The 18971-nt window shown below is 74.0% G+C and carries 15 protein-coding genes; 6 read left to right on the top strand and 9 right to left on the bottom strand.

Annotated elements, in window-relative coordinates; translation table 11 throughout:
• Nucleotides 1–53 precede the first annotated feature (53 nt).
• Together ACTMSW_RS05025 and ACTMSW_RS05020 are read left to right on the top strand one after the other, a co-directional pair.
• On the top strand, nt 54–1313 hold the full coding sequence (locus tag ACTMSW_RS05025) for a DNA polymerase IV (RefSeq protein ID WP_441179240.1): 1260 nt from the start codon (nt 54–56) through the stop codon (nt 1311–1313).
• A 116-nt stretch (nt 1314–1429) separates the two neighbouring features.
• The gene (locus tag ACTMSW_RS05020) at nt 1430–1825 is read left to right on the top strand and encodes a DUF3040 domain-containing protein (RefSeq protein WP_441179239.1); all 396 of its coding nucleotides are present in this window, start codon (nt 1430–1432) and stop codon (nt 1823–1825) included.
• Between the two features lie 633 nt (nt 1826–2458).
• Here the strand turns inward: ACTMSW_RS05020 and ACTMSW_RS05015 are convergent.
• From ACTMSW_RS05015 to ACTMSW_RS05005, 3 genes are read right to left on the bottom strand one after another with little or no spacing between them, the layout of a single operon-like run.
• On the bottom strand, nt 2459–4933 hold the full coding sequence (locus ACTMSW_RS05015; RefSeq protein WP_441179238.1) for a transglutaminaseTgpA domain-containing protein: 2475 nt from the start codon (nt 4931–4933) through the stop codon (nt 2459–2461).
• Nucleotides 4934–4949: 16 nt separating this feature from the next.
• On the bottom strand, nt 4950–6248 hold the full coding sequence (locus ACTMSW_RS05010) for a DUF58 domain-containing protein (RefSeq protein ID WP_441179237.1): 1299 nt from the start codon (nt 6246–6248) through the stop codon (nt 4950–4952).
• A 1-nt stretch (nt 6249) separates the two neighbouring features.
• On the bottom strand, nt 6250–7302 hold the full coding sequence (locus tag ACTMSW_RS05005; RefSeq protein WP_441179236.1) for an AAA family ATPase: 1053 nt from the start codon (nt 7300–7302) through the stop codon (nt 6250–6252).
• 472 nt (nt 7303–7774) lie between these two features.
• On the opposite strand from ACTMSW_RS05005, the gene leuS reads away from it, so the two are divergent.
• Nucleotides 7775–10615, top strand: a complete 2841-nt coding sequence (gene leuS / locus ACTMSW_RS05000; RefSeq protein WP_441179235.1) for a leucine--tRNA ligase — start codon at nt 7775–7777, stop codon at nt 10613–10615.
• Between the two features lie 67 nt (nt 10616–10682).
• Here the strand turns inward: leuS and ACTMSW_RS04995 are convergent, their stop codons facing one another.
• Both ACTMSW_RS04995 and ACTMSW_RS04990 read right to left on the bottom strand, forming a co-directional pair.
• A complete protein-coding gene (locus ACTMSW_RS04995) occupies nt 10683–11519 on the bottom strand; it encodes a hypothetical protein (protein ID WP_441179234.1) in 837 nt (278 codons plus the stop codon).
• On the bottom strand, nt 11516–12487 hold the full coding sequence (locus ACTMSW_RS04990; protein ID WP_441179233.1) for an ABC transporter ATP-binding protein: 972 nt from the start codon (nt 12485–12487) through the stop codon (nt 11516–11518). The genes ACTMSW_RS04995 and ACTMSW_RS04990 overlap by 4 nt, the downstream gene beginning before the upstream one ends.
• Before the next feature lie 131 nt (nt 12488–12618).
• Between ACTMSW_RS04990 and ACTMSW_RS04985 the strand changes: the two genes are divergently transcribed.
• A complete protein-coding gene (locus tag ACTMSW_RS04985) occupies nt 12619–13839 on the top strand; it encodes a sensor histidine kinase (protein WP_441179232.1) in 1221 nt (406 codons plus the stop codon).
• Nucleotides 13836–14492: a response regulator gene (locus ACTMSW_RS04980; RefSeq protein ID WP_441179231.1), complete on the top strand. Its 657-nt coding sequence runs from the start codon at nt 13836–13838 to the stop codon at nt 14490–14492. Before ACTMSW_RS04985 ends, ACTMSW_RS04980 begins: the two co-directional genes overlap by 4 nt.
• 80 nt (nt 14493–14572) lie before the next feature.
• Here ACTMSW_RS04980 and ACTMSW_RS04975 read toward each other — a convergent pair whose 3' ends face one another.
• From ACTMSW_RS04975 to ACTMSW_RS04960, 4 genes are read right to left on the bottom strand one after another with little or no spacing between them, the layout of a single operon-like run.
• Complete coding sequence (locus ACTMSW_RS04975) at nt 14573–15514, bottom strand: phosphotransferase (protein WP_441179230.1); 942 nt, start codon at nt 15512–15514, stop codon at nt 14573–14575.
• The gene (locus ACTMSW_RS04970; RefSeq protein WP_441179229.1) at nt 15511–16224 is read right to left on the bottom strand and encodes a TVP38/TMEM64 family protein; all 714 of its coding nucleotides are present in this window, start codon (nt 16222–16224) and stop codon (nt 15511–15513) included. Before ACTMSW_RS04970 ends, ACTMSW_RS04975 begins: the two co-directional genes overlap by 4 nt.
• Complete coding sequence (locus ACTMSW_RS04965; RefSeq protein ID WP_441179228.1) at nt 16221–16943, bottom strand: type 1 glutamine amidotransferase; 723 nt, start codon at nt 16941–16943, stop codon at nt 16221–16223. The genes ACTMSW_RS04970 and ACTMSW_RS04965 overlap by 4 nt, the downstream gene beginning before the upstream one ends.
• Nucleotides 16933–18180: a MurT ligase domain-containing protein gene (locus ACTMSW_RS04960; RefSeq protein WP_441179670.1), complete on the bottom strand. Its 1248-nt coding sequence runs from the start codon at nt 18178–18180 to the stop codon at nt 16933–16935. Before ACTMSW_RS04960 ends, ACTMSW_RS04965 begins: the two co-directional genes overlap by 11 nt.
• Nucleotides 18181–18534: 354 nt before the next feature.
• On the opposite strand from ACTMSW_RS04960, the gene mraZ reads away from it, so the two are divergent.
• Complete coding sequence (gene mraZ, locus ACTMSW_RS04955; protein WP_441179227.1) at nt 18535–18966, top strand: division/cell wall cluster transcriptional repressor MraZ; 432 nt, start codon at nt 18535–18537, stop codon at nt 18964–18966.
• Nucleotides 18967–18971: the final 5 nt, after the last annotated feature.

Raw genomic sequence — 18971 nt, 5'->3', positions numbered from 1 at the left:
GCCCGCGGCCCTCCGCCTGCGGTTTCGTCGGACCGGGGGGCTAGCCTGCGGTCATGGGCCGGAGTCAGTCGTTGCCGAGGGGCGGCGATCCCCGTTTCGGTCCGGACGCCGACGACACCGACTGCACCGTGCTGCACGTCGACATGGACGCCTTCTTCGCCTCCGTCGAGGTGCGCGCCCGGCCGGAGCTGCGCGGCCGGGCCGTCGTGGTCGGCGGCATCGGGCCGCGCGGCGTGGTCAGCTCCGCCAGCTACGAGGCCCGACGGTACGGCGTCCGCAGCGCCATGCCGACCATGCGCGCCCGGGCGCTCTGCCCGCACGCGGTCTTCCTGCCGCCGGACTTCCCGGCCTACTCGGCCGCGTCCCGGGCGGTCATGCAGATCTTCCGCGACGTCACCCCGCTGGTCGAGCCGCTCTCCCTGGACGAGGCGTTCCTCGACGTGGCCGGCGCGCGACGGCTGTTCGGGCCACCGGCCGCCATCGCCCGGCGCATCCGGGAACGGGTCACGGCGGAGGAGGGGCTGACCTGCTCGGTCGGTGTGGCGCCGAGCAAGTTCGTCGCCAAGCTCGGCTCCACCCGGGCCAAGCCCGACGGCCTGCTGGTGGTCCCCGCCGACCGGGTGCTCGACTTTCTGCACCCGCTACCGGTGTCGGCGCTGTGGGGGGTGGGGGAGCGGTCCGCCGAGACGCTGCGCCGCCTCGGCCTGACCACCATCGGCGATCTGGCCGAGGCGCCCTACGGGATGCTGCGCAAGGCCCTCGGCGAGGCGTCCGCCCGGCACCTGCACGAGCTGGCCTGGGGGCGTGACCCGCGCCGGGTGAGCCCCGAGCAGGTGGAGAAGTCGATCGGCGCCGAGGTGACCTTCGACAACGACGTCGCCGACCCGGTCGAGATCCGCCGCGCCCTGCTCGCCCTCTCCGAGAAGGTCGGGGTCCGGCTGCGGCGGGCGGGCCAGGTGGGGCGGACGGTGTCGCTGAAGGTCCGGATGGCCGACTTCCGCACCGTCAGCCGCTCCCGCACCCTCGGCGTGCCGACGGATGTGGCACGGGAGATGTTCGACACGGCCTGGGCCCTCTACACCGCACTCGACCCCGGCGAGCGGATCCGCCTGGTCGGCGTACGGGCCGAAGGGCTGGCACCGGCCGCGGACACCCCCCGACAGCTCACCCTCGGCGCGCCCGAGCGCGGATGGCGCGAGGCGGAAGCTGCGGCGGACGCCGCTGCTGCCCGTTTCGGGCGGTCCGTCATAGGTCCGGCCAGTCTGCTCGGTGCCCGCGACCGTCAACAAAAGGAAAATCCACCCCGGCCATAGGTCGTCCCGCTTTCCGACGCGCGAGGGCCCTCGTAGACTCGGGGGTAAGCAGCCGGTTGGCTGTCACGGTCTGTCGGCCCGCCCGGGCCCGACCACCATGACCGGGGAGGAGTGCCGTGCCGCTCTCGGAGCACGAGCAGCGGCTGTTCGAGCAGATCGAGCGGTCGCTTGCCGAGGACCCCAAATTCGCCTCGGCCGTGCGCGCCAGCGACCCGCGTTTCCAGACGCGGCGTCGCCTGCTCGTGGCCGCCGTCGTGGTCGTCGTCGGCCTCGCCCTGTTGGTCTACGGCGCGGTGATCAAAACTCCGCCGCTGGCAGTGGCGGGGTTCGTCGTCATGCTGGCCGCGCTGGGCTACGGGGTGCAGTCGCACCGTCGGGCGCAGTCGCCCGACCTGCACGTGGTGGGTGGCACGACGAGTCGTCGCCGTCCCCGCGGTCGAACGGGCCGCCGACCTTCGATCCTGGATCGGATGGAGGACCGGTGGCGGCAGCGCCCGGAGGGGCACCGCTGACCTCGGTCCACCGCTGAGGCGGTAACCCGCTTCGGCGCCCACCCGGTCGCCGGTCTGATCGGCGACCTCCGGCGTCCCCATGCGCCCCTGTGGCGCCCCGGGCGCCCGATTTCGCGTTCCCGCTGATCCCGGCGGCCCGTCCCGCCCCTTGGCCCCGCACTGCCCGCCTGCTGGCCCCTTCGCCCGCACTGCCCGCCTGCTGGCCCCTTGGCCCCGGCCTGCGGCCTCTCGCTCGCCGCCCTCGGCCGGCCGTCCTCGGCCCGGGCCGCTTCCTTCTCCAAGGATCTTGGAAAATCCGGGCCCCTCGGGGGGCCACTTTCTTCCAAGATCTGCTGATGCTGGGAGGCAGGGTGCGCTGTCGTGGCTACCCCCCTGCGCATCTGGACATCGAGGGATGACCCGCTGCGGTGGGCATGGCGAGTTAAGGCCGTGGCAGCGTGATGTCTCCCTGACATGAATATGTCTGAGTGACATCAGCCGAAGGCATCGAGCTGTCCCGGCGCTCGACCCCGGTGGGCGACATGGCTGCCGGGCCCGAAGACAGCGCTGCCGGGCCCGAAGACGGAGCTGCCGGGCCGGAAGACATCCGGCCCGGCAGCGGGTGAGCGTCGTGGTGGGTGGGCGGGTTGGTCGTCAGCGAGCCAGGCGGCCGGCGAGCAGGCGGCGTGGGCTCCACCGAACCAGGCGGTAACGGGCCCGGCCGTACCCGCTCACGAGGCGGGAGGACGTGTCGGCCGTGGCCGTCCGCCAGCGCAGCAGCACCGACGGAGGAAGCACGGCGGCCAGGAGCCGGGTGCGCCGGTCGGCGTTGGCCGCGAGCGCACCGCGTACCTGGCGCAGGGCGGGGTGCAGTTCCTCACCGCTGAGCGGGTCCCGGGCGTAGCTCGCCCGCTCCTCGGCCCGACCGAGCAGCCGGGCCGCCGTGGCGGCGTCCGCGTTCTCCCGCAACGCCTCCCGGGCGAGCCGATCGGCCGTGGCCCGGGGCGTCTCCGTCCGGTCGATCCGGACCCGGAAGTCCACCAGGGTGTCCATCAACTCGTCCCAGGCCGCGTGCGCGTCGGTCCGCGCCCGGTCGGCGTCGGCCAGGACCACCATCCGCCGGCCGTCGGTGGCCCCGTCCACGGTTGGCGTGGTCGGCGCCGCCGCGGCGGCGGCCGGCGTCACCCGACCACTGCGTCGACGACGCAGGGCGAGCCGGCGCAGCGCCGGCAGGGCGAGCAGGGCGAGCAGGGCCAGCGCGCCGGCCACCCACCACGGCCAGACCGGCGCCTCGCCGGACGGCGTCGCCGAGTCGAGCGGAAGCCCGGAGGCCGGGTCCTCCTGCCCTGGTTGGCGACGGTCGGCGCTCGCCGTGGGTCCCGGCGCGTTCGGGGCCGTCGTGGCACCGGCGCCCGGCGTGGTCTCCTCCGCCGCGTCGCTGTCCGGCGCCCAGGCCGACCGGGTCGAGCCGCTGACGCCGTACGCGGGGGTGGGGTCGAACGGCACCCAGCCGAACTCGTTGAAGTAGACCTCGGTCCAGGCGTGCAGGTTCCGGTTGGTCAACGTGTAGGTGCCGTTGCCGGAGTTCGCGCCGTTGGCGAAGCCGAACGCCACCCGGGCCGGGATGCCCGCCTCCCGGACCAGCCATGCCATCGCCGCCGAGTACTGCTGGCAGAAGCCCGCCTGGTTGGCGAGGAAGTTGACGATGTCCTGGTTGCTGGTGCCGCTCTCGGTGCTGAGCTTGTAGGTGAAGCCGTTCTCCGCGGAGAAGTAGTCGTAGATCGCCCGGACCTTGTCGTAGTCGGTGTTCTTGCCCTCCACCAGCTTTTTGACCAGCGCCTGGACCTCCGGCACCGGCGGCCTCAGGGTCTGCTCCGTCTCGAGGGGGTGGTCGGCCGGCAGCGGTGTCGCCTGCTGGAGCGCCGCCGGGGTGTACGTGGTGCGGACGTAGTCGAACTCGTAGCGCTTGCCGCGGACGTTCTCCCGTTGGGAGTAGACGACCTGGAGCTTGTCGTCGTAGGACCAGTTGCCGTTGATGTCCTCGATCCGCAGTGCCTCGGTGTAGACCGGCAGGAACGGCATGTTGAGGTTCTTCGTCACCTCGACCGTGGCGCGGTAGCGGGTGCGCTCCATGCCGGCCCGCACCGATTCCTTCGGGCCCGGCAGGTCCCGGTTGGCCGGGCTGCCGCTGGGGTTGCGTACCCGGAAGCCCTCCGGCCCGAGCCGGTCGGCGGCCCCGAACCGCAGGTAGAACGGCTGCGACTCGTTGGTGGTGACCTTGAGGTAGTCGACGACGTCGCGCTGGTTCAACTGCCCGCTGAGCGCGGCGAACAGGTCGACCCGGCCCGGGGCGCCACCCTGACCGGGACGGCCGGTGCCCTCGCCGGTGCCCGAGCCCATCGTGTCCAGCAGGCCACCGGTCATGCCGGGTACGGCCAGGGGCACGGCCACGGCGAGCGCCACCCCGACGACGGCCAGCCGTCGCCCGGCCGAGGCGAGCGGCGAGGCCTCCCACACGTCGACGCCTCGGCCGTCCCCGGTGAACCGGCGGCCGAAGCGACGGACCCGGTCGACGTTGTCGGTGACCAGCAGCCACAGGTAGCCGGCGGCGCCGATGACGAACGGCACCGGCGGGACGCTGTCCACGTAGACCGCCACCGGCACCGAGTAGACGGCCAGCATCGGCAGGCCGGCCAGTGCGGGTCGGCGCAGGCTGACGGCCAGCACGTCGACCAGCACGGCCACCCCGCCGATGCCGAGCACGGTGACGAACAGCAGCGGGTCGGTGTCGGGGACCTTCACGCCGTACGAGCGCATGTCGTCGAGGGAGGCGTTCAGCAGGTCCGCGAAGTGCCCGAAGGTGCCCGGCGTGGGGATAACCGCGAGCAGTTCCTCGCCGCTGGGGAACAGCCAGGTCAGCGCGATGGTGAGGCCGGCCAGCATGCCGAGGACCTGGCCCCACGTCGGGATCCGGCCGAGTCGGGTGAGGGCGGCCACGGCGGCGACCACGGCGACCGCGATGGTCGACTGGATCAGCCAGGTCCAGCGCTCGAAGATGGCCGACAGCGGCGCCGCGGCGAGTACCGTCGCGGCGGCGGCCACCAGGCCCAGGTTCCGGTGGGCGATCATGAGGAGACCCTTCCGTTCATCGCATGCCGCCGGCCACCGTCTCGGCCAACGCGGCGCGCAGCGCGAAGCCCTGCGAACCACGGGCCGCCTGCGGCCACAGCGCGGGCAACCGTGCACCGTGGTCGACGCCGATCACCCGCCAGCCGCTCTGCAGCAGGGCCAGCGCGGCGGCGCCGTGCGCCTGGTCGGCCTCGGCGCGTGCCTTGTCCGGCAGGTTGAGCCAGGTGGAGCTGTCCAGCAGGAAGGCCACGCAGGTGGCGCCGTTGCCCCGCAGCCCGGCCAGCAACTCGGCCTCGGCGGTGCTCAACGAGCCGAACAGGCCGATGATCAGGCCACCGTCGGCCCGCTGCCGGACCTGCTGCACCAGCGCGGTGATCTCGACGCGCTGGTCGAGCCGGACCTCGGCGAGATGGTCGAGGAGCACCCCGTCGCCGGCCACCTCGGTGGCGTCGACGTCGGCCCCGGACCCGGTCACCAGGCGCAGCTTGTAGCCGGCCTGCCGCAGGTGCACCGCGACGCTCGCGGCGGCCGAGACCGCCCACTCGAAGCTGGCCGTCGGGCCGTCACCCCGGTGGCCGTACGCGCGGGTGTCCAGCAGGACCGTGGCCCGGCTCTCCCAGGGCTGCTCCTCGCGCCGCACCATCAGCTCGCCGGTGCGCGCGGTCGACTTCCAGTGGACCCGGCGCAGGTCGTCGCCCATCCGGTACTCCCGGGTGGCCGCGTCGTCCTCGCCGTGCACCGCCACCGAGCGGGCCCGGCTGTCGCCGCTGCCGGCGTACTCACCGGCGAGCCGGACCGACGGCAGCGGGGTGACCTGCGGGATCACCGTCAGCCGGTCGGTGCTCGGGAAGGAGCGGGTCAGCTCGCACAGCCCGAACGGGTCGGTCATCCGGACCACCAGCGGCCCGACCTCGTAGCGACCGCGCACGTCGGCCCGCACGGTGTACGCCACCGAGCTGGCCTGGTGCGCGCCGAGCCGGTCCAGTACGACCCGCGGCCGACTGCCCAGCGCGTAGGGCAGGCGGTCCTCCAGGAGCAGGGTGCCGGTGGGCAGCCGGGAGAGGTTCTGCAGGCGCAGCACCACCCGCGAGTTCGCCCCGACCGGCGCCCGGTGCGGGTCCAGCGAGCGGTTGCAGGCCAGCTTGTAGCGGCTGCGACCGACGTAGAGGGCCGCGAGCAGCGGCAGGATGGCGAGCAGCACCGCCACCCGCAGCAGGTCCTTCTCGCCGAGGATGCCGGCCGAGACGGCCGCGGCTACCCCGGCGGCCAGGAACGAGCGGCCGCGGGTGGTCAGCCCTCGCAGCCCGTCGCGCACGTCACGGCCTCCGCGGCTCGTACGGACCGCGGCCGTTGCCGGTGGCGGGCCGCGTGTCGTACGGGGAGCGCTGGCGGTCGTGCGGCAGCGGGAGCCGGTGCACCAGGTCGGAAACGATCGCGTCGGTGGTGCGGCGGGCCAGCTGGGCGTCGGCGGTCGGGATGATCCGGTGCGCCAGCACGGGCACGGCCAGCACCTGCAGGTCGTCGGGGAGGACGTAGTCGCGGCCATCGAGGGCGGCGACCGCGCGGGCGGTGCGCAGCATCTGGAGGGTGGCCCGGGGGGAGGCGCCGAGCCGCAGGTCGGGGGACTCGCGGGTGGCGGTTACCAGGTCGATCGCGTACTGCTTGACGACGTCGGCGACGTGCACCTGCCGGACGTGCGAGATCAGCCGGCGCACGGTGTTGGCGTCGGAGACCGGGCGCAGGTCGTTCAGCGGGTCGACGGCGCCGTGGCCGTCGAGCATGGCCAGCTCGGCGCTCGGGTCGGGGTAGCCCATCGCGATCCGGGCGGTGAACCGGTCGCGCTGCGCCTCGGGCAGCGGGTAGGTCCCCTCCATCTCGATGGGGTTCTGGGTGGCGATGACCATGAACGGCGTCTGGAGCTGGTAGGTCACGCCGTCGACGGTGACCTGCCGCTCCTCCATGCACTCCAGCAGCGCGGACTGGGTCTTCGGAGAGGCGCGGTTGATCTCGTCGCCGACCACCAGGTTGGCGAAGACGGCGCCGGGCCGGAACTCGAAGTCGTGCGTCTCCTGGTTGTAGACGCTGACGCCGGTGACGTCGCTGGGCAGCAGGTCGGGGGTGAACTGGATGCGGCGCACGGAGCAGTCGATCGACCGGGCCAGGGCCTTGGCCAGCTTGGTCTTGCCGACGCCCGGGACGTCCTCGATCAGCAGGTGGCCCTCGGCGAGCAGGACGGCCAGGGCGAGCCGCACGGTGGCGGTCTTGCCCTCGATGACGTGCTCGATGTTCGACACGATGGCTTCACTGGCGGCGCGGAACTCGTCGTGCGGCAGCACGCCGCCCACCTCGTCCCAGGTCTGTTGTGTCACGGGCCTCCTCCTCGTCGCCGTCACGGCAGCTCTGTAAAGAGCACCTGGACCCGTCGTTGGGTTCGCGACGCCGAGCCTCGTCTGCCGCAGAAATCTCACTGGCCTCTCAGGCTAACCATGTTTGTCGCTACCGCCGACCCCCGCAGGTAGTCAGCCGGTTACGCCCGGAATATTCGTTCCGACGGGGGATTCGACGGTTGCTGTGGGTGCCCGACATGATCACGAAGCGGGATCGTGTCCCGACCGCTGGTAGCGCGCGACGTGGCGAGCCGCGGGGCGCGGTACACTCCCGACATGGCCGGAGTCTTCCTGCTTCTTACCGGGCCGTGCTGATGCGCTGAGCGCGACAGCACGGCGGCCCCTCCTGCGCGAGGGGCTTTTTTGTGCCCGTCGCCGGTCGGACCGGCGGCCGGCGAGCACCAGAGCCAGACAGCACGGACGCCACTCCGCCACAGCGAAGCGAGGAGACGCCATGAGTGAGGCAGCCGCACCGGCGGACGACATTCCCCCGTTCCGGTACACCGCGACCCTGGCCAACGAGATCGAGCGGCGCTGGCAGGACAGCTGGCAGCGGGAGGGCACCTTCCACGCCCCGAACCCGACCGGTCCGCTGGCCGACCCGGACCACCCGCGCGCGGGCGCGGAGAAGCTGTACGTGCTGGACATGTTCCCGTACCCGTCGGGTGCCGGCCTGCACGTCGGCCACCCGCTGGGCTACATCGGCACCGACTGCTTCGCCCGCTACCAGCGGATGGCCGGACGCAACGTGCTGCACGCCATGGGCTTCGACGCCTTCGGCCTGCCCGCCGAGCAGTACGCCGTGCAGACCGGCACCCACCCGCGTACCACCACCGAGGCCAACATCGAGCGGTACAAGGAGCAGCTGCGCCGACTGGGCCTGGCCCACGACGAGCGCCGCTCGGTGGCGACCATCGACACCGACTTCTACCGCTGGACCCAGTGGATCTTCCTGCAGGTCTTCAACTCCTGGTACGACACCGAGGCGAAGCGGGCCCGTCCGATCGCCGAGCTGATCGCCGAGTTCGAGGGCGGGAACCGGCCCACCCCGGACGGTCGCGCGTGGGCCGAGCTGACCGTCGCCGAGCGACGCGCGGTCGTCGACGACCACCGGCTGGCGTACGTGTCGCAGGCCCCGGTGAACTGGTGCCCGGGCCTGGGCACGGTGCTGGCCAACGAGGAGGTCACCGCCGACGGCCGCTCCGAGCGGGGCAACTTCCCGGTCTTCAAGCGGAACCTGAAGCAGTGGATGATGCGGATCACCGCGTACGGCGACCGGCTGCTGGACGACCTGGACACCCTGGACTGGCCCGAGCCGATCAAGCTGATGCAGCGCAACTGGATCGGCCGGTCCACCGGCGCGCACATCGACTTCGCCACCGACCAGGGGCCGATCCGGGTCTTCACCACCCGGCCGGACACCATCTTCGGCGCCACCTACATGGTGCTGGCGCCCGAGCACGGGCTGGTCGACGCGCTGGTGCCGGCGGCCTGGCCGGACGGGACGCGGGACGCCTGGACCGGCGGGCACGCCAGCCCGCGGGCGGCCGTCGAGGCGTACCGGAAGGCGGCGGCGGCCAAGACCGACGTCGAGCGGCAGTCGGAGACGAAGGAGAAGACCGGCGTCTTCGTCGGCGCGTACGCCGTCAACCCGGCCACCGGTGCGCGGATCCCGGTGTTCGTGGCGGACTACGTGCTGGCCGGCTACGGCACCGGCGCGATCATGGCGGTGCCCGCGCAGGACGAGCGGGACTGGGCGTTCGCCGAGGTGTTCGAGCTGCCGATCGTCCGGACCGTGCAGCCGGCGGAGGGCTTCGCCGGCAAGGCGTACACCGGGGACGGGCCGGCCATCAACAGCGCCGCGCCCGACCGCGGCCTGGACCTGGACGGGCTGGGGGTCGCCGACGCGAAGGCGGCGGCGATCTCCTGGCTGGAGGCGAACGGGCACGGCGCGGGCGCGGTCACCTGGCGGCTGCGCGACTGGCTGTTCTCCCGGCAGCGGTACTGGGGCGAGCCGTTCCCCATCGTGTACGACGAGACCGGGGCCGCCATCGCGCTGCCGGAGGAGATGCTGCCGGTCGAACTGCCCGAGGTGGACGACTTCTCGCCGAAGACGTTCGACCCCGACGACGCCGACAGCAACCCGGAGACCCCGCTGTCGCGCCGCCGGGACTGGGTCGAGGTGGAGCTGGACCTGGGCGACGGGCCGAAGCGCTACACCCGCGAGACGAACGTGATGCCGCAGTGGGCCGGCTCCTGCTGGTACGAGCTGCGCTACCTGGACCCGACGAACCCGGACCGGTTCGTCGACGCGGAGAACGAGCGGTACTGGATGGCTCCGCGCGGCGAGGGCGACTGCGGCGGCACCGACCTGTACGTCGGCGGCTCCGAGCACGCCGTGCTGCACCTGCTGTACGCCCGCTTCTGGCACAAGGTGCTGTACGACCTGGGCCACGTCTCGTCGTTCGAGCCGTTCCGCAAGCTGTTCAACCAGGGCTACATCCAGGCGTACGCGTACACCGACGCCCGGGGTGCCTACGTGCCGGCCGAGGACGTGACCGAGCGCGACGGTGGCTTCTACCTGGGCGACACCCAGGTCAAGCGCGAGTACGGCAAGATGGGCAAGTCGCTGAGGAACGTCGTCACCCCGGACGAGATGTGCGCGGCGTACGGCGCGGACACCTTCCGGGTGTACGAGATGTCGATGGGCCCGCTGGAGGTGTCCCGTCCCTGGGAGACCCGGGCCGTGGTCGGGGCGTACCGGTTCCTGCAGAGGGTGTGGCGGGCGGTCGTCGACGAGCAGACCGGCGGCCTGCGGGTCACCGACGCGCCCGCCGAGGAGGCGACCCGGCGGCTGCTGCACAAGGTGATCGACGGCGTCCGCGGCGACATGGAGGGGATCCGGTTCAACACCGCGATCGCCAAGCTGATCGAGCTGACCAACGGGCTGACCCGGCTGGCGGAGACGCCGCGTGAGGTGGCCGAGCCGCTGGTGCTGATGCTGGCGCCGTTCGCCCCGCACGTCGCCGAGGAGCTGTGGCGCCGGCTGGGTCACGAGACGTCGCTGACGTACGCGGACTTCCCGGTCGCCGACCCGGCCCTGCTGGTCGCCGAGACGGTCACCTACCCGGTACAGGTCAACGGCAAGGTGCGGGGTCGGGTCGAGGTGGCCGCCGACGCGTCCGAGGAGACCGTCCGCGCGGCGGCCCTGGAGGCGGTCGCGGGTTCCCTGGCCGGCAAGGAGCCGCGCAAGGTCATCGTGGTCGCCGGCCGGATGGTGTCGGTGGTGGCGTGAAAGGAGGGGCCCCCGCTTAACGCCTCCGGTAGAGCAGGGGCCCCTTCTTAACGCCCGGCTCGGCGGTTCACGGGTCGCGGCGGTGCACGGCCACGACCGTCGCCAGGACGGCGACCAGTGTCCACGCCGCGTACGTGGTCCAGGCGCCCTCGATCGTGGCGCGGTGCGGGAGCGAGATCCACGGGGGTGGCTCCCCGACCTCCATGAGCCGCTGCCACGCCGGCACCGGCATCGCGTGCCGGAGCAGCGCCGTCCACCGTTCGTCCTCGTTCAGGGCCGTCGGCAGCAGGAGCAGCACGGCGGTCGCGGCGACGATTGCCGGCGCGGAGTGGCGGACCAGTGCGGCCACCGCCATGCCGGCCAGCGCGGACACGGGTACCAGCAGGGCCGACGCGGTGATCCCGCGCAGCGCACCGGTTTCGGTGACGGACATGCCCGCGCCCACGTCGGCGAGGATCGCCTGCGAGACGGCGAACGCCGCGGCCGCGCCGGTCACCCCCACTGCGGTGGTCACGGCGGCGAGCACCAGCAGCTTGGCGGCGGCCACCGCGCTCCGGCGGGGTACCGCGGCGAAGGTGACGCGGAACAGCCCACTGGCGTACTCGCCGCCGACCGCGACCGCTCCGACGGCGCTCGCGGCCAGGAGGACGAACAGCTGCGCCTCGTCCGGGAAGGCGTCGCCCAGCGGCGCGTGCAGGGACCGCTGCTCCGCCGACCATCCGGCCCAGCCGCCGGTGGTGGCCAGGGCGGCGTACGCGGCCAGCCCGGCCATCGCGACCAGGATCAGCCCGAGCGCCGACCAGGTGGACCGCAGGGACCACATCTTCGTCCACTCGGCGGCCACCAGGTCGCGGAAGCGGGGCGGGACGCCGGTCCCGCAGGCCCGCCCGGTCCCGGCGGTCACCGCCGCACCCCGTTGGCGGGACGGGCCGACCGGGTGCGGCCGTCGGCGGCGGAGGCGGGGGCGGCCGGCCGACCGCCGTACTCGACGTCGTCGGCGGTCAGGTCCATGAACGCCTCCTCGAGTGCGGCGGTACGGGTGGTCAGCCCGTGCAGGGGTAAGCCGTGCGCCAGCGCGAGATCGCCGATCCGGTCGGCGCTCATCCCCGTCACCGCCAGCAGACCGGTGTCCTCCGGGCGGACGGTCGCGCCCTCGGCGGTGAGCACCGTGGTCAGCGCGGCGGGATCCGGGGTACGGACGGCGACGTCGGTGCGGCCACCGCGGGCGGAGAAGGTGGCCAGACTCTCGTCGGCGACCAGGCGCCCCCGGCCGAGCACCACCAGGTGGTCGGCGCAGTGCTCCATCTCGCTCATCAGGTGGCTGGAGACGAAGACCGTCCGGCCCTGCGCGGCGAGCCGCCGCAGCAGGTTCCGTGCCCAGCGCACGCCCTCCGGGTCCAGGCCGTTGAAGGGCTCGTCGAACAGCAGCACCGGCGGGTCGCCCAGCAGCGCGGCGGCGATGCCGAGCCGCTGCCGCATGCCGAGGGAGAACCCGCCGATCCGCCGCCGCGCGACGGCCGCCAGGCCCACCTCCCGCAGCACCTCCTCGACCCGGCCCCGTCCGATGCCGTTGCTGCGGGCCAGCGCCCTCAGGTGGGCCCGGGCGCTGCGGCCGCCGTGCACGTCCCCGGCGTCGAGCAGGGCCCCGGCGTGGTGCAGTCCGCGCGGGTGGTCGCGGAACGGCACCCCGTCGACCGTGGCGCTGCCGCTGGTCGGCGCGGTGAGACCGAGGATGATCCGCAGCGTCGTGGACTTGCCGGCGCCGTTCGGACCGAGGAATCCGGTGACGTGTCCGGGCCGCACGGTCAGGGTGAGGTCGTCGACCGCCGTTGTGCGGCCGTACCGTTTCGTCAGGGCGTTCAGAGCGATCATGCCGACCACGCTGCCGGCCGGTCGCCGCCGGGTCGTCGCCCCGCCGGCCACATCCGGCGGCGGCAGTCAGCCCCCGGGCGTACGCCTGCGGGCCGATGCCCGCCCCGGGTCCGGCTGGCTACGGTGTGTCCATGGAGGTCGCCCCCGTGCCGCGCCGCGCTCTCCCGGCGGCGCTCCGCGTGGCGCTGGCCGGTGCCGTGGTTCTCGTCCTGCCCCCGCTGTGGGTGTACGCGAGCGTGGCCGCCGGCAGCGGCGACGGCCTCGGCGTCGTCGGCTGGTGGGTGCCCGAGCGGTACCTGGTGCCGGTGCTGGTCGTGGCGCTCCCCGCGCTGCTGCTGCGGCGGCACCCGCCGGCCGCGCTCGGTCTGATGCTGGCCGGTGCGGCCCTGGGCGCCGGGACCGTCCACGGCGGCGACGCCGGCTACGACGACGACGTCTTCCACCTCCAGTTCGCGGCCGTGGACCTCGCCGTCGGCGTGGTCGCCGCGACCCGCTCCCGCCGCGTCTCGGTGGCCGCCGCCGCGATCGTGCTCACCGTCCAGGTGGCCGCGAGCTTCCTCAACACCGGCTTCGACCCGCTGAACCGGGCCACGTTCTCCGTGCTGACCGTCGCCACCGCCTGGACCGTCGGCAACTCGGTCCGGGCCCGGCGTCGTTACGCGGCGTCCCTGCGGGCGCACGCCGCGACCGAGGCCGTCACCGCCGAACGGCTGCGCATCGCCCGCGACCTGCACGACCAGGTCGCGCACAGCATCGGCGTGATCGCCATCCAGGCCGGAGTGGGGGCGCGGGTCATCGACACCCAGCCCACGGAGGCGCGCGCCGCGCTCGCCACCATCGAGGCCACCAGCCGGGAGACCCTGGCCGGGCTCCGGCGTACGCTCGGCGCCCTGCGCCGCCCGGACCACGAGGCCGCGCCGCTGGATCCCACGCCGGGGACGGCGGATCTCGACCGCCTCGTCGCGGCGGCCGGCGACGCGGGCCTGCGCGTCGACCTGCGGCGCGACGGGGAGCCGGTGCCGGTCCCCGCCGAGGTGGGCCTGGCGGCGTACCGGATCGTGCAGGAGTCGCTCACCAACGTGGTCCGGCACGCGGCCGTCGGGCACTGTCGGGTGACCGTGACGCAGCGCCCCGACGAGGTGGGCGTGGAGGTCGTCGACGGTGGCCGGGGCGGTCCGGTCGGGGGCGAGGGGCACGGCATCCTCGGCATGCGCGAGCGGGTCGCGCTGCTCGGCGGCCGGTTCGAGGCGGGGCCGCGCCCCGAGGGTGGCTTCCGGGTGGCGGCCGGGCTGCCGGTGCCGGAGACCGGGCCTCCGGCGCGCGGCACCGTTGCGCCGGAGGCGGGCCGGTGACCGTCCGGGTGGTGCTCGCCGACGACCAGCCCCTGATCCGTGCCGGACTGCGCGTGCTCATCGCCGATGCCGCAGACATCGAGGTCGTCGGCGAGGCGGGCACCGGCGCCGAGGCGGTCCGGCTCGCCCGTGAGGTCGTCCCGGACGTGGTGCTGATGGACCTGCGGATGCCGGGCACCGACGGCATCCAGGCCACCCGGATCATCACCGCGGTGGGCGGTCCGACCCGGGTCCTCGTCCTCACCACCTTCGACGACGACGACCACGTGCACGCCGCGCTGCGGGCCGGCGCCAGCGGCTTCCTGGTCAAGGACATGGCCCTCGACGACATCCTCGGGGCCGTCCGGGTGGTGGCCGGCGGCGACGCGCTCATCGCGCCCGCCGTCACCCGGCGGCTCATCGCCGAGTTCACCCGCCGGCCCGAGGTGGCCGTCCGGACCCGCGCCCTGCCCGGCGTCACCGACCGGGAACGGGAGGTGCTGACCCTGGTCGGCCGCGGCCTGTCCAACGGCGAGATCGCCGCCGAATTGGTCATCAGCGCAGCCACCGCCAAGGCGCACGTGGCCCGACTGTTCGCCAAGCTGGGCGCCCGGGACCGGGTGCACCTCGTCATCGCCGCCCACGAGGCCGGCCTGGTCCGCCCACCCCCCTGACCCCCGCGCCCGCCGCGCGCCGTGCGCCCGCCGTGGGCGCAGTTTCACGGAAATAGTGGCCATCGGGGCCCGGATAGCCACTACTTCCGCGAAAGTGTGCCCGGATCAGCGTCGCAGCGGTCGGGGTGGGAGTGCAGGGCGGCGTCGATTGGGGTGCGGTGCGTTGCCAGCCAGTCGTGCCAGGCGTGGATCATCGGCGGTACGCCCGCCGCGCGTAGCCGCCGCATCGCGGCTTCCCCGCGAGCGGCGCCGGACTCGATGCCCCGCCAGGTGCGGTCCAGTTGGGCGAGCATCACGTCGACCAGCTCCGCGCGGGGGAGCGGAGCGGACGCCTCCCCGCCGTCCGCGCCGCCCGATGCGCCACCGCCGCCACCGCCCGCGCCACCGCCCGCGTCGCCACCCGCGTCGCCCGATGCGTCGCCACCCGCGTCGCCCGATGGGCCGCCGGTCGCGCCGCCCGTCGCGCCGCCGGCCGCGTCGTAGGCGTCGCAGAGCAGCCGCGCCCGGCGGCCCAGCTCGGCCGGGTCGGCGCCCGGCCCCAGCGCCGCCCAGTGCCACGCCGCGAACGCCACGTCCTCGATCCGCCGGCCCGGGCCGGCGAGGTCCCAGTCCAGGAACGCCACGGGCAGCGGCCCGGCGGGGAAGTCCCGGTACACCGTGTTCTTCGGGGACAGGTCGTGGTGGCAGACCGTCTCCGCGTCCCCGGCCAGCGGCGTACCCGCGCACGCGTCGTGCAGCCGCCGGATCAACGCGGCCAGGCGGGCCAGCGCCGGGTCGGCGAAGAAGACCGCGTCCTCCCGGTCCCGCCAGGGAACCCGGCCGTCGACGTGGCCGAGCACCTCACGGCCCCGCTCGTCGTACCCGAGGTGGCGGGGCGCGACGTCCGCGCCCACCCGGTCCAGGTGGTGCAGCAACGCCGCGACCCGCTCGGTGTTCCCGCCGGGTGTACGCCGGACCGTGTCGCCCACCCGGACCACCTCGGTGACGAATCCGCCCGGCAGGCGCTCCTCGGCCGGCGTCACGTCGGTCCGGTGCGGCGCCGGCGTTCGGCAAGCCACCAGCGACGGACCAGCACCGCACTGGCGATCAGCCCGAGCCCGGCCGGCGCGGCGGCGAACCAGTTCACGTCGCCCGGCGAGGTGACCGCGGCACCGACGGCGGCGTAGCCGAACGCGGTGGGGGCGGAGGCGATCACGCTGCCGGCGAGGAACGGCAGCACCCGGGCGCCGGTGGTGCCGTAGCCGTAGCTGACCAGGCCGAAGCCGGCGATTGGCAGCAGCCGTACGGTGATCACCCCGAGGACGCTCTGCCGGGCGAACCAGCCGTCCAGCCGGGCGAGCCGGCCGCGGACGCGCTCGGCCACGAACTCCCGGCCGAGCAGCCGGCCGACCGCGAAGCCGATCGACGCCGCCAGGAACGCGGCCCCGAGGGCGTACGCGGCACCCTCCAGTGCGCCGAACAGCGCACCGGAGGCGAGGGTGACGAAGGTCCGGGGAACGAGTGCGACCAGCAGCACCGCCCCGCCGACGATCGCCGTCGCCGGGGCGTACGCGCCGAGCCGGTCGGCGTGCCCCGGCAGGTCCTCCAGGTCCGGCCGCGGCGCGAGCAGCGCGACCGGCGTGAGGACCGCGAGCAGGAGCAGCAGCAGGGCGAACCGGAGCGCGGGCGGCTCCCGCAGCAGCCGCCGGACGGCCGACGGTTCCCGCCGGAACCGCCGGACGGCGGGGATCACGGCCTGGCGGCGGAGGCCACCGCGGCGCGGCGCTCGGCACGGAGCCGGTCGGACCAGGTGTCGTCGAGCGGCGGCAACTGGTGCACGCCGGTGGCCCAGCGCAGGAGCAGGTCGGCCAGGGCCGGGTTGCGGGCCAGCGCCGGCCCGTGGGAGTACGTGCCGAGCATCTTGCCCCGCCACGCCCCCTCGGTGGCGCCGTCGTTGCCGACACCGGCGGTGACCCGGGCCAGGGGGGCGACGCCCGGACCGAGGTGGGTGCGGCCGCCGTGGTTCTCGAACCCGGACAGCGGCGGGATGCCCAGGCGCGGGTCCACGTCGCCGGCCAGCTCGCCGACCGCCCGGGTGGGGCCGCGGTCGGAGGACAGGTCCAGCAGCTCGAGACCCGCGCACCTGGTGCCCTTGGCGAAGAAGGAGGTGCCGAGCAACTGGTAGCCGGCGCACACGCCGAACACCACCGAGCCCTGCGCGACCGCGCGGTGCAGGCCGCCGTCGGCGAGCAGCCGCTGCGCACCGAGCGCCTGCGGGCCGTCCTCGCCGCCGCCGATCAGGTAGATGTCGGCGGTGGCCGGGAGCCGCTGGTCGGAGCGGACCTCCAGCACCTCCACCGGCATCCCGCGCTGCTGTGCCCGGCGGGCGAGGATCAGCGCGTTGCCCCGGTCGCCGTACGTGGACAGCAGGTCGGGGTAGACCCAGACGATGCGCAGGCTCTCAGTTGACACGGTCCAACTCCGCTCGGATGTCCTGGAACGCGGTGTAGTTCGCGATGACCTCCAGCCGGCCCGGCGGCGCCGCCTGGACGGCCTCGTCGAACGTCCGTACGTGCTGGAACGGCACGCCGTTGACGTCGAGGCGCACCGCGAGGTCGTACGCCCGGTCGCCGGTGATCAGCACCTGCCGACCGCGTAGCGGGGCGAAGTCGACGTCGAAGAGCCAGGAGGTGTCCAGACCGTCGGGGTCCCGCGCGTTGATGGAGAGCAGGGTCGGCGCCTCGTCGGCCATGTCGAACGCCTCCAGCCAGCTGGCCGGGTTCTTCGCCAGCAGCAGCCGGATGTTGCGCCCGTCCCGGTCGACCTGTGCGTACCGGCCGGCGACGGAGGTGACGCTGCCGAGCTGGAGCACCGCGTCGACCGGGCGTACGCCGAACTCGGCGGCGACGGCCAGCGCCGTCGCGGCGTTGCCGACGTTGACCTTGCCGGGGAGCTGGAGCTTGACCTTGTGCCAGGCGCCGGTCGGGTCGACCACGCCGTCGTCCTCGACGGTCCAGTGCGGCTCGGGCCGGCGCAGCGGACAGCCGGTGCACCACCACTGCTCGCCGTTGCGCTGGATGGTCGAGCCGCACTCGGGGCAGACCCACGAGTCGTCGTGCCAGCGCTGGCCGGCGCTGAACCAGGTGACGTGCGGCGGGGTGATGCGGTGGTCGTGGTTGGGCGGCGGGGTGGCCGCCCACACGACCATCGGGTCGTCGGCGTTGGCGACGACGCGGACGTCGGTGTGCCGGACCAGCGCGGCGCGCCAGAGCTGCGCCATCATGGCGACCTCCTTGGCCCGGTCGAGCTGGTCGCGGGAGAGGTTGAGCAGCGCCACCACGTGGGGCTCGGTGGCCTCCAGCACCTGGGCGAGGTAGTGCTCGTCGACCTCCAGCACCGCGTACGGGGTGCTGCCGGCCTTGGCCAGCGCGGAGGTGTGGCCGGTGGGCATGTTGGCGCCGAAGGAGTTGGTGGCGACCCGACCGAGGACGCCGACGGCGGCGGCGGTCAGCCGTGTGGTCGTGGTCTTGCCGTTGGTGCCCGAGACCAGAGCGATGGCCCGCCCGGCCGACAGGTGGGCGAGCAGGTCCGGGTCGATCTTCAGGCCGATCCAGCCGCCGATCACCGAGCCGTCGCCCCGGCCGGCGGCTCGGGACAGCGCCGCGGCGGTCCGCGATACCGAACTGGCCACCTTCGCCCGCAGGGGCATCTTCGCGTCCGTCACGCGAGCGAGGTTACCGGACCAGCGTGCCCCCCAGATCGCGGCCGACGGCGATCCGTTCGGCCGGGTGCCGGACGACACGTGGTCGGAGCGGGATCGGCCGGACGGAGTTGATCTATGTCGGAAAGCGGACGCGCGCCGCGCCGCCGCGCCCCTCCACTCCGCTCCACCCCGCCTGACGTGCTGTTTTGGGCGCGCATCGGGCGCGCCACGCGGGCGATTCCGGTTGCAGGTGGAGGGAAGTGGAGTAGAGTGGGGCCCAATGGTGAGGCCGGGAGGGCCCACCGGCCCGGGGGGTCAGCGGCGCCGCGAACGCCGCTCAGGGGCGAGGGGGTTGGGCCGATGTTCCTCGGCACCCACACTCCGCGTCTCGACGACAAGGGCCGGTTGATCCTTCCGGCGAAGTTCCGGGACGAGCTGGCGGGGGGTGTCGTGATCACCAAAGGGCAGGACCGCTGCCTCTACGTCTTTCCGACGCCCGAGTTCCAGCGGATCGCGGAGCAGCTACGCGCGCAGCCGATGACGCACAAGGCGGCCCGGGCCTACAGCCGGGTCTTCTTCGCCAGCGCGCACGACGAGGTGCCGGACAAGCAGGGCCGGGTGACCATCCCGGCCCACCTGCGGACGTACGCGGCCCTCGACCGTGACCTGGTGGTCATCGGCGCGAGCACCCGGGTGGAGATCTGGGACAAGGCCGCCTGGGAGACCTACCTCGCCGAGAGCGAAGACGACTTCGCCGACATCGAGGAGGGGGTGCTGCCCGGCGGTCTGTAGGGCGT

Source organism: Micromonospora sp. BQ11 (genome assembly GCF_052068135.1).
Classification (GTDB): Bacteria; Actinomycetota; Actinomycetes; order Mycobacteriales; family Micromonosporaceae; genus Micromonospora.
This window is presented reverse-complemented; position numbering and strand designations above follow the sequence as displayed.

Excerpts from the sequence above, each read along its gene's own strand:
- leuS (WP_441179235.1), top strand. The coding sequence starts at position 7,775 with ATGAGTGAGGCAGCCGCACCGGCGGACGACATTCCCCCGTTCCGGTAC.
- ACTMSW_RS04985 (WP_441179232.1), top strand. The coding sequence starts at position 12,619 with ATGGAGGTCGCCCCCGTGCCGCGCCGCGCTCTCCCGGCGGCGCTCCGC.
- ACTMSW_RS05015 (WP_441179238.1), bottom strand. The coding sequence starts at position 4,933 with ATGATCGCCCACCGGAACCTGGGCCTGGTGGCCGCCGCCGCGACGGTA.
- ACTMSW_RS04960 (WP_441179670.1), bottom strand. The coding sequence starts at position 18,180 with ATGCCCCTGCGGGCGAAGGTGGCCAGTTCGGTATCGCGGACCGCCGCG.
- mraZ (WP_441179227.1), top strand. The coding sequence starts at position 18,535 with ATGTTCCTCGGCACCCACACTCCGCGTCTCGACGACAAGGGCCGGTTG.
- ACTMSW_RS04990 (WP_441179233.1), bottom strand. The coding sequence starts at position 12,487 with ATGATCGCTCTGAACGCCCTGACGAAACGGTACGGCCGCACAACGGCG.
- ACTMSW_RS05025 (WP_441179240.1), top strand. The coding sequence starts at position 54 with ATGGGCCGGAGTCAGTCGTTGCCGAGGGGCGGCGATCCCCGTTTCGGT.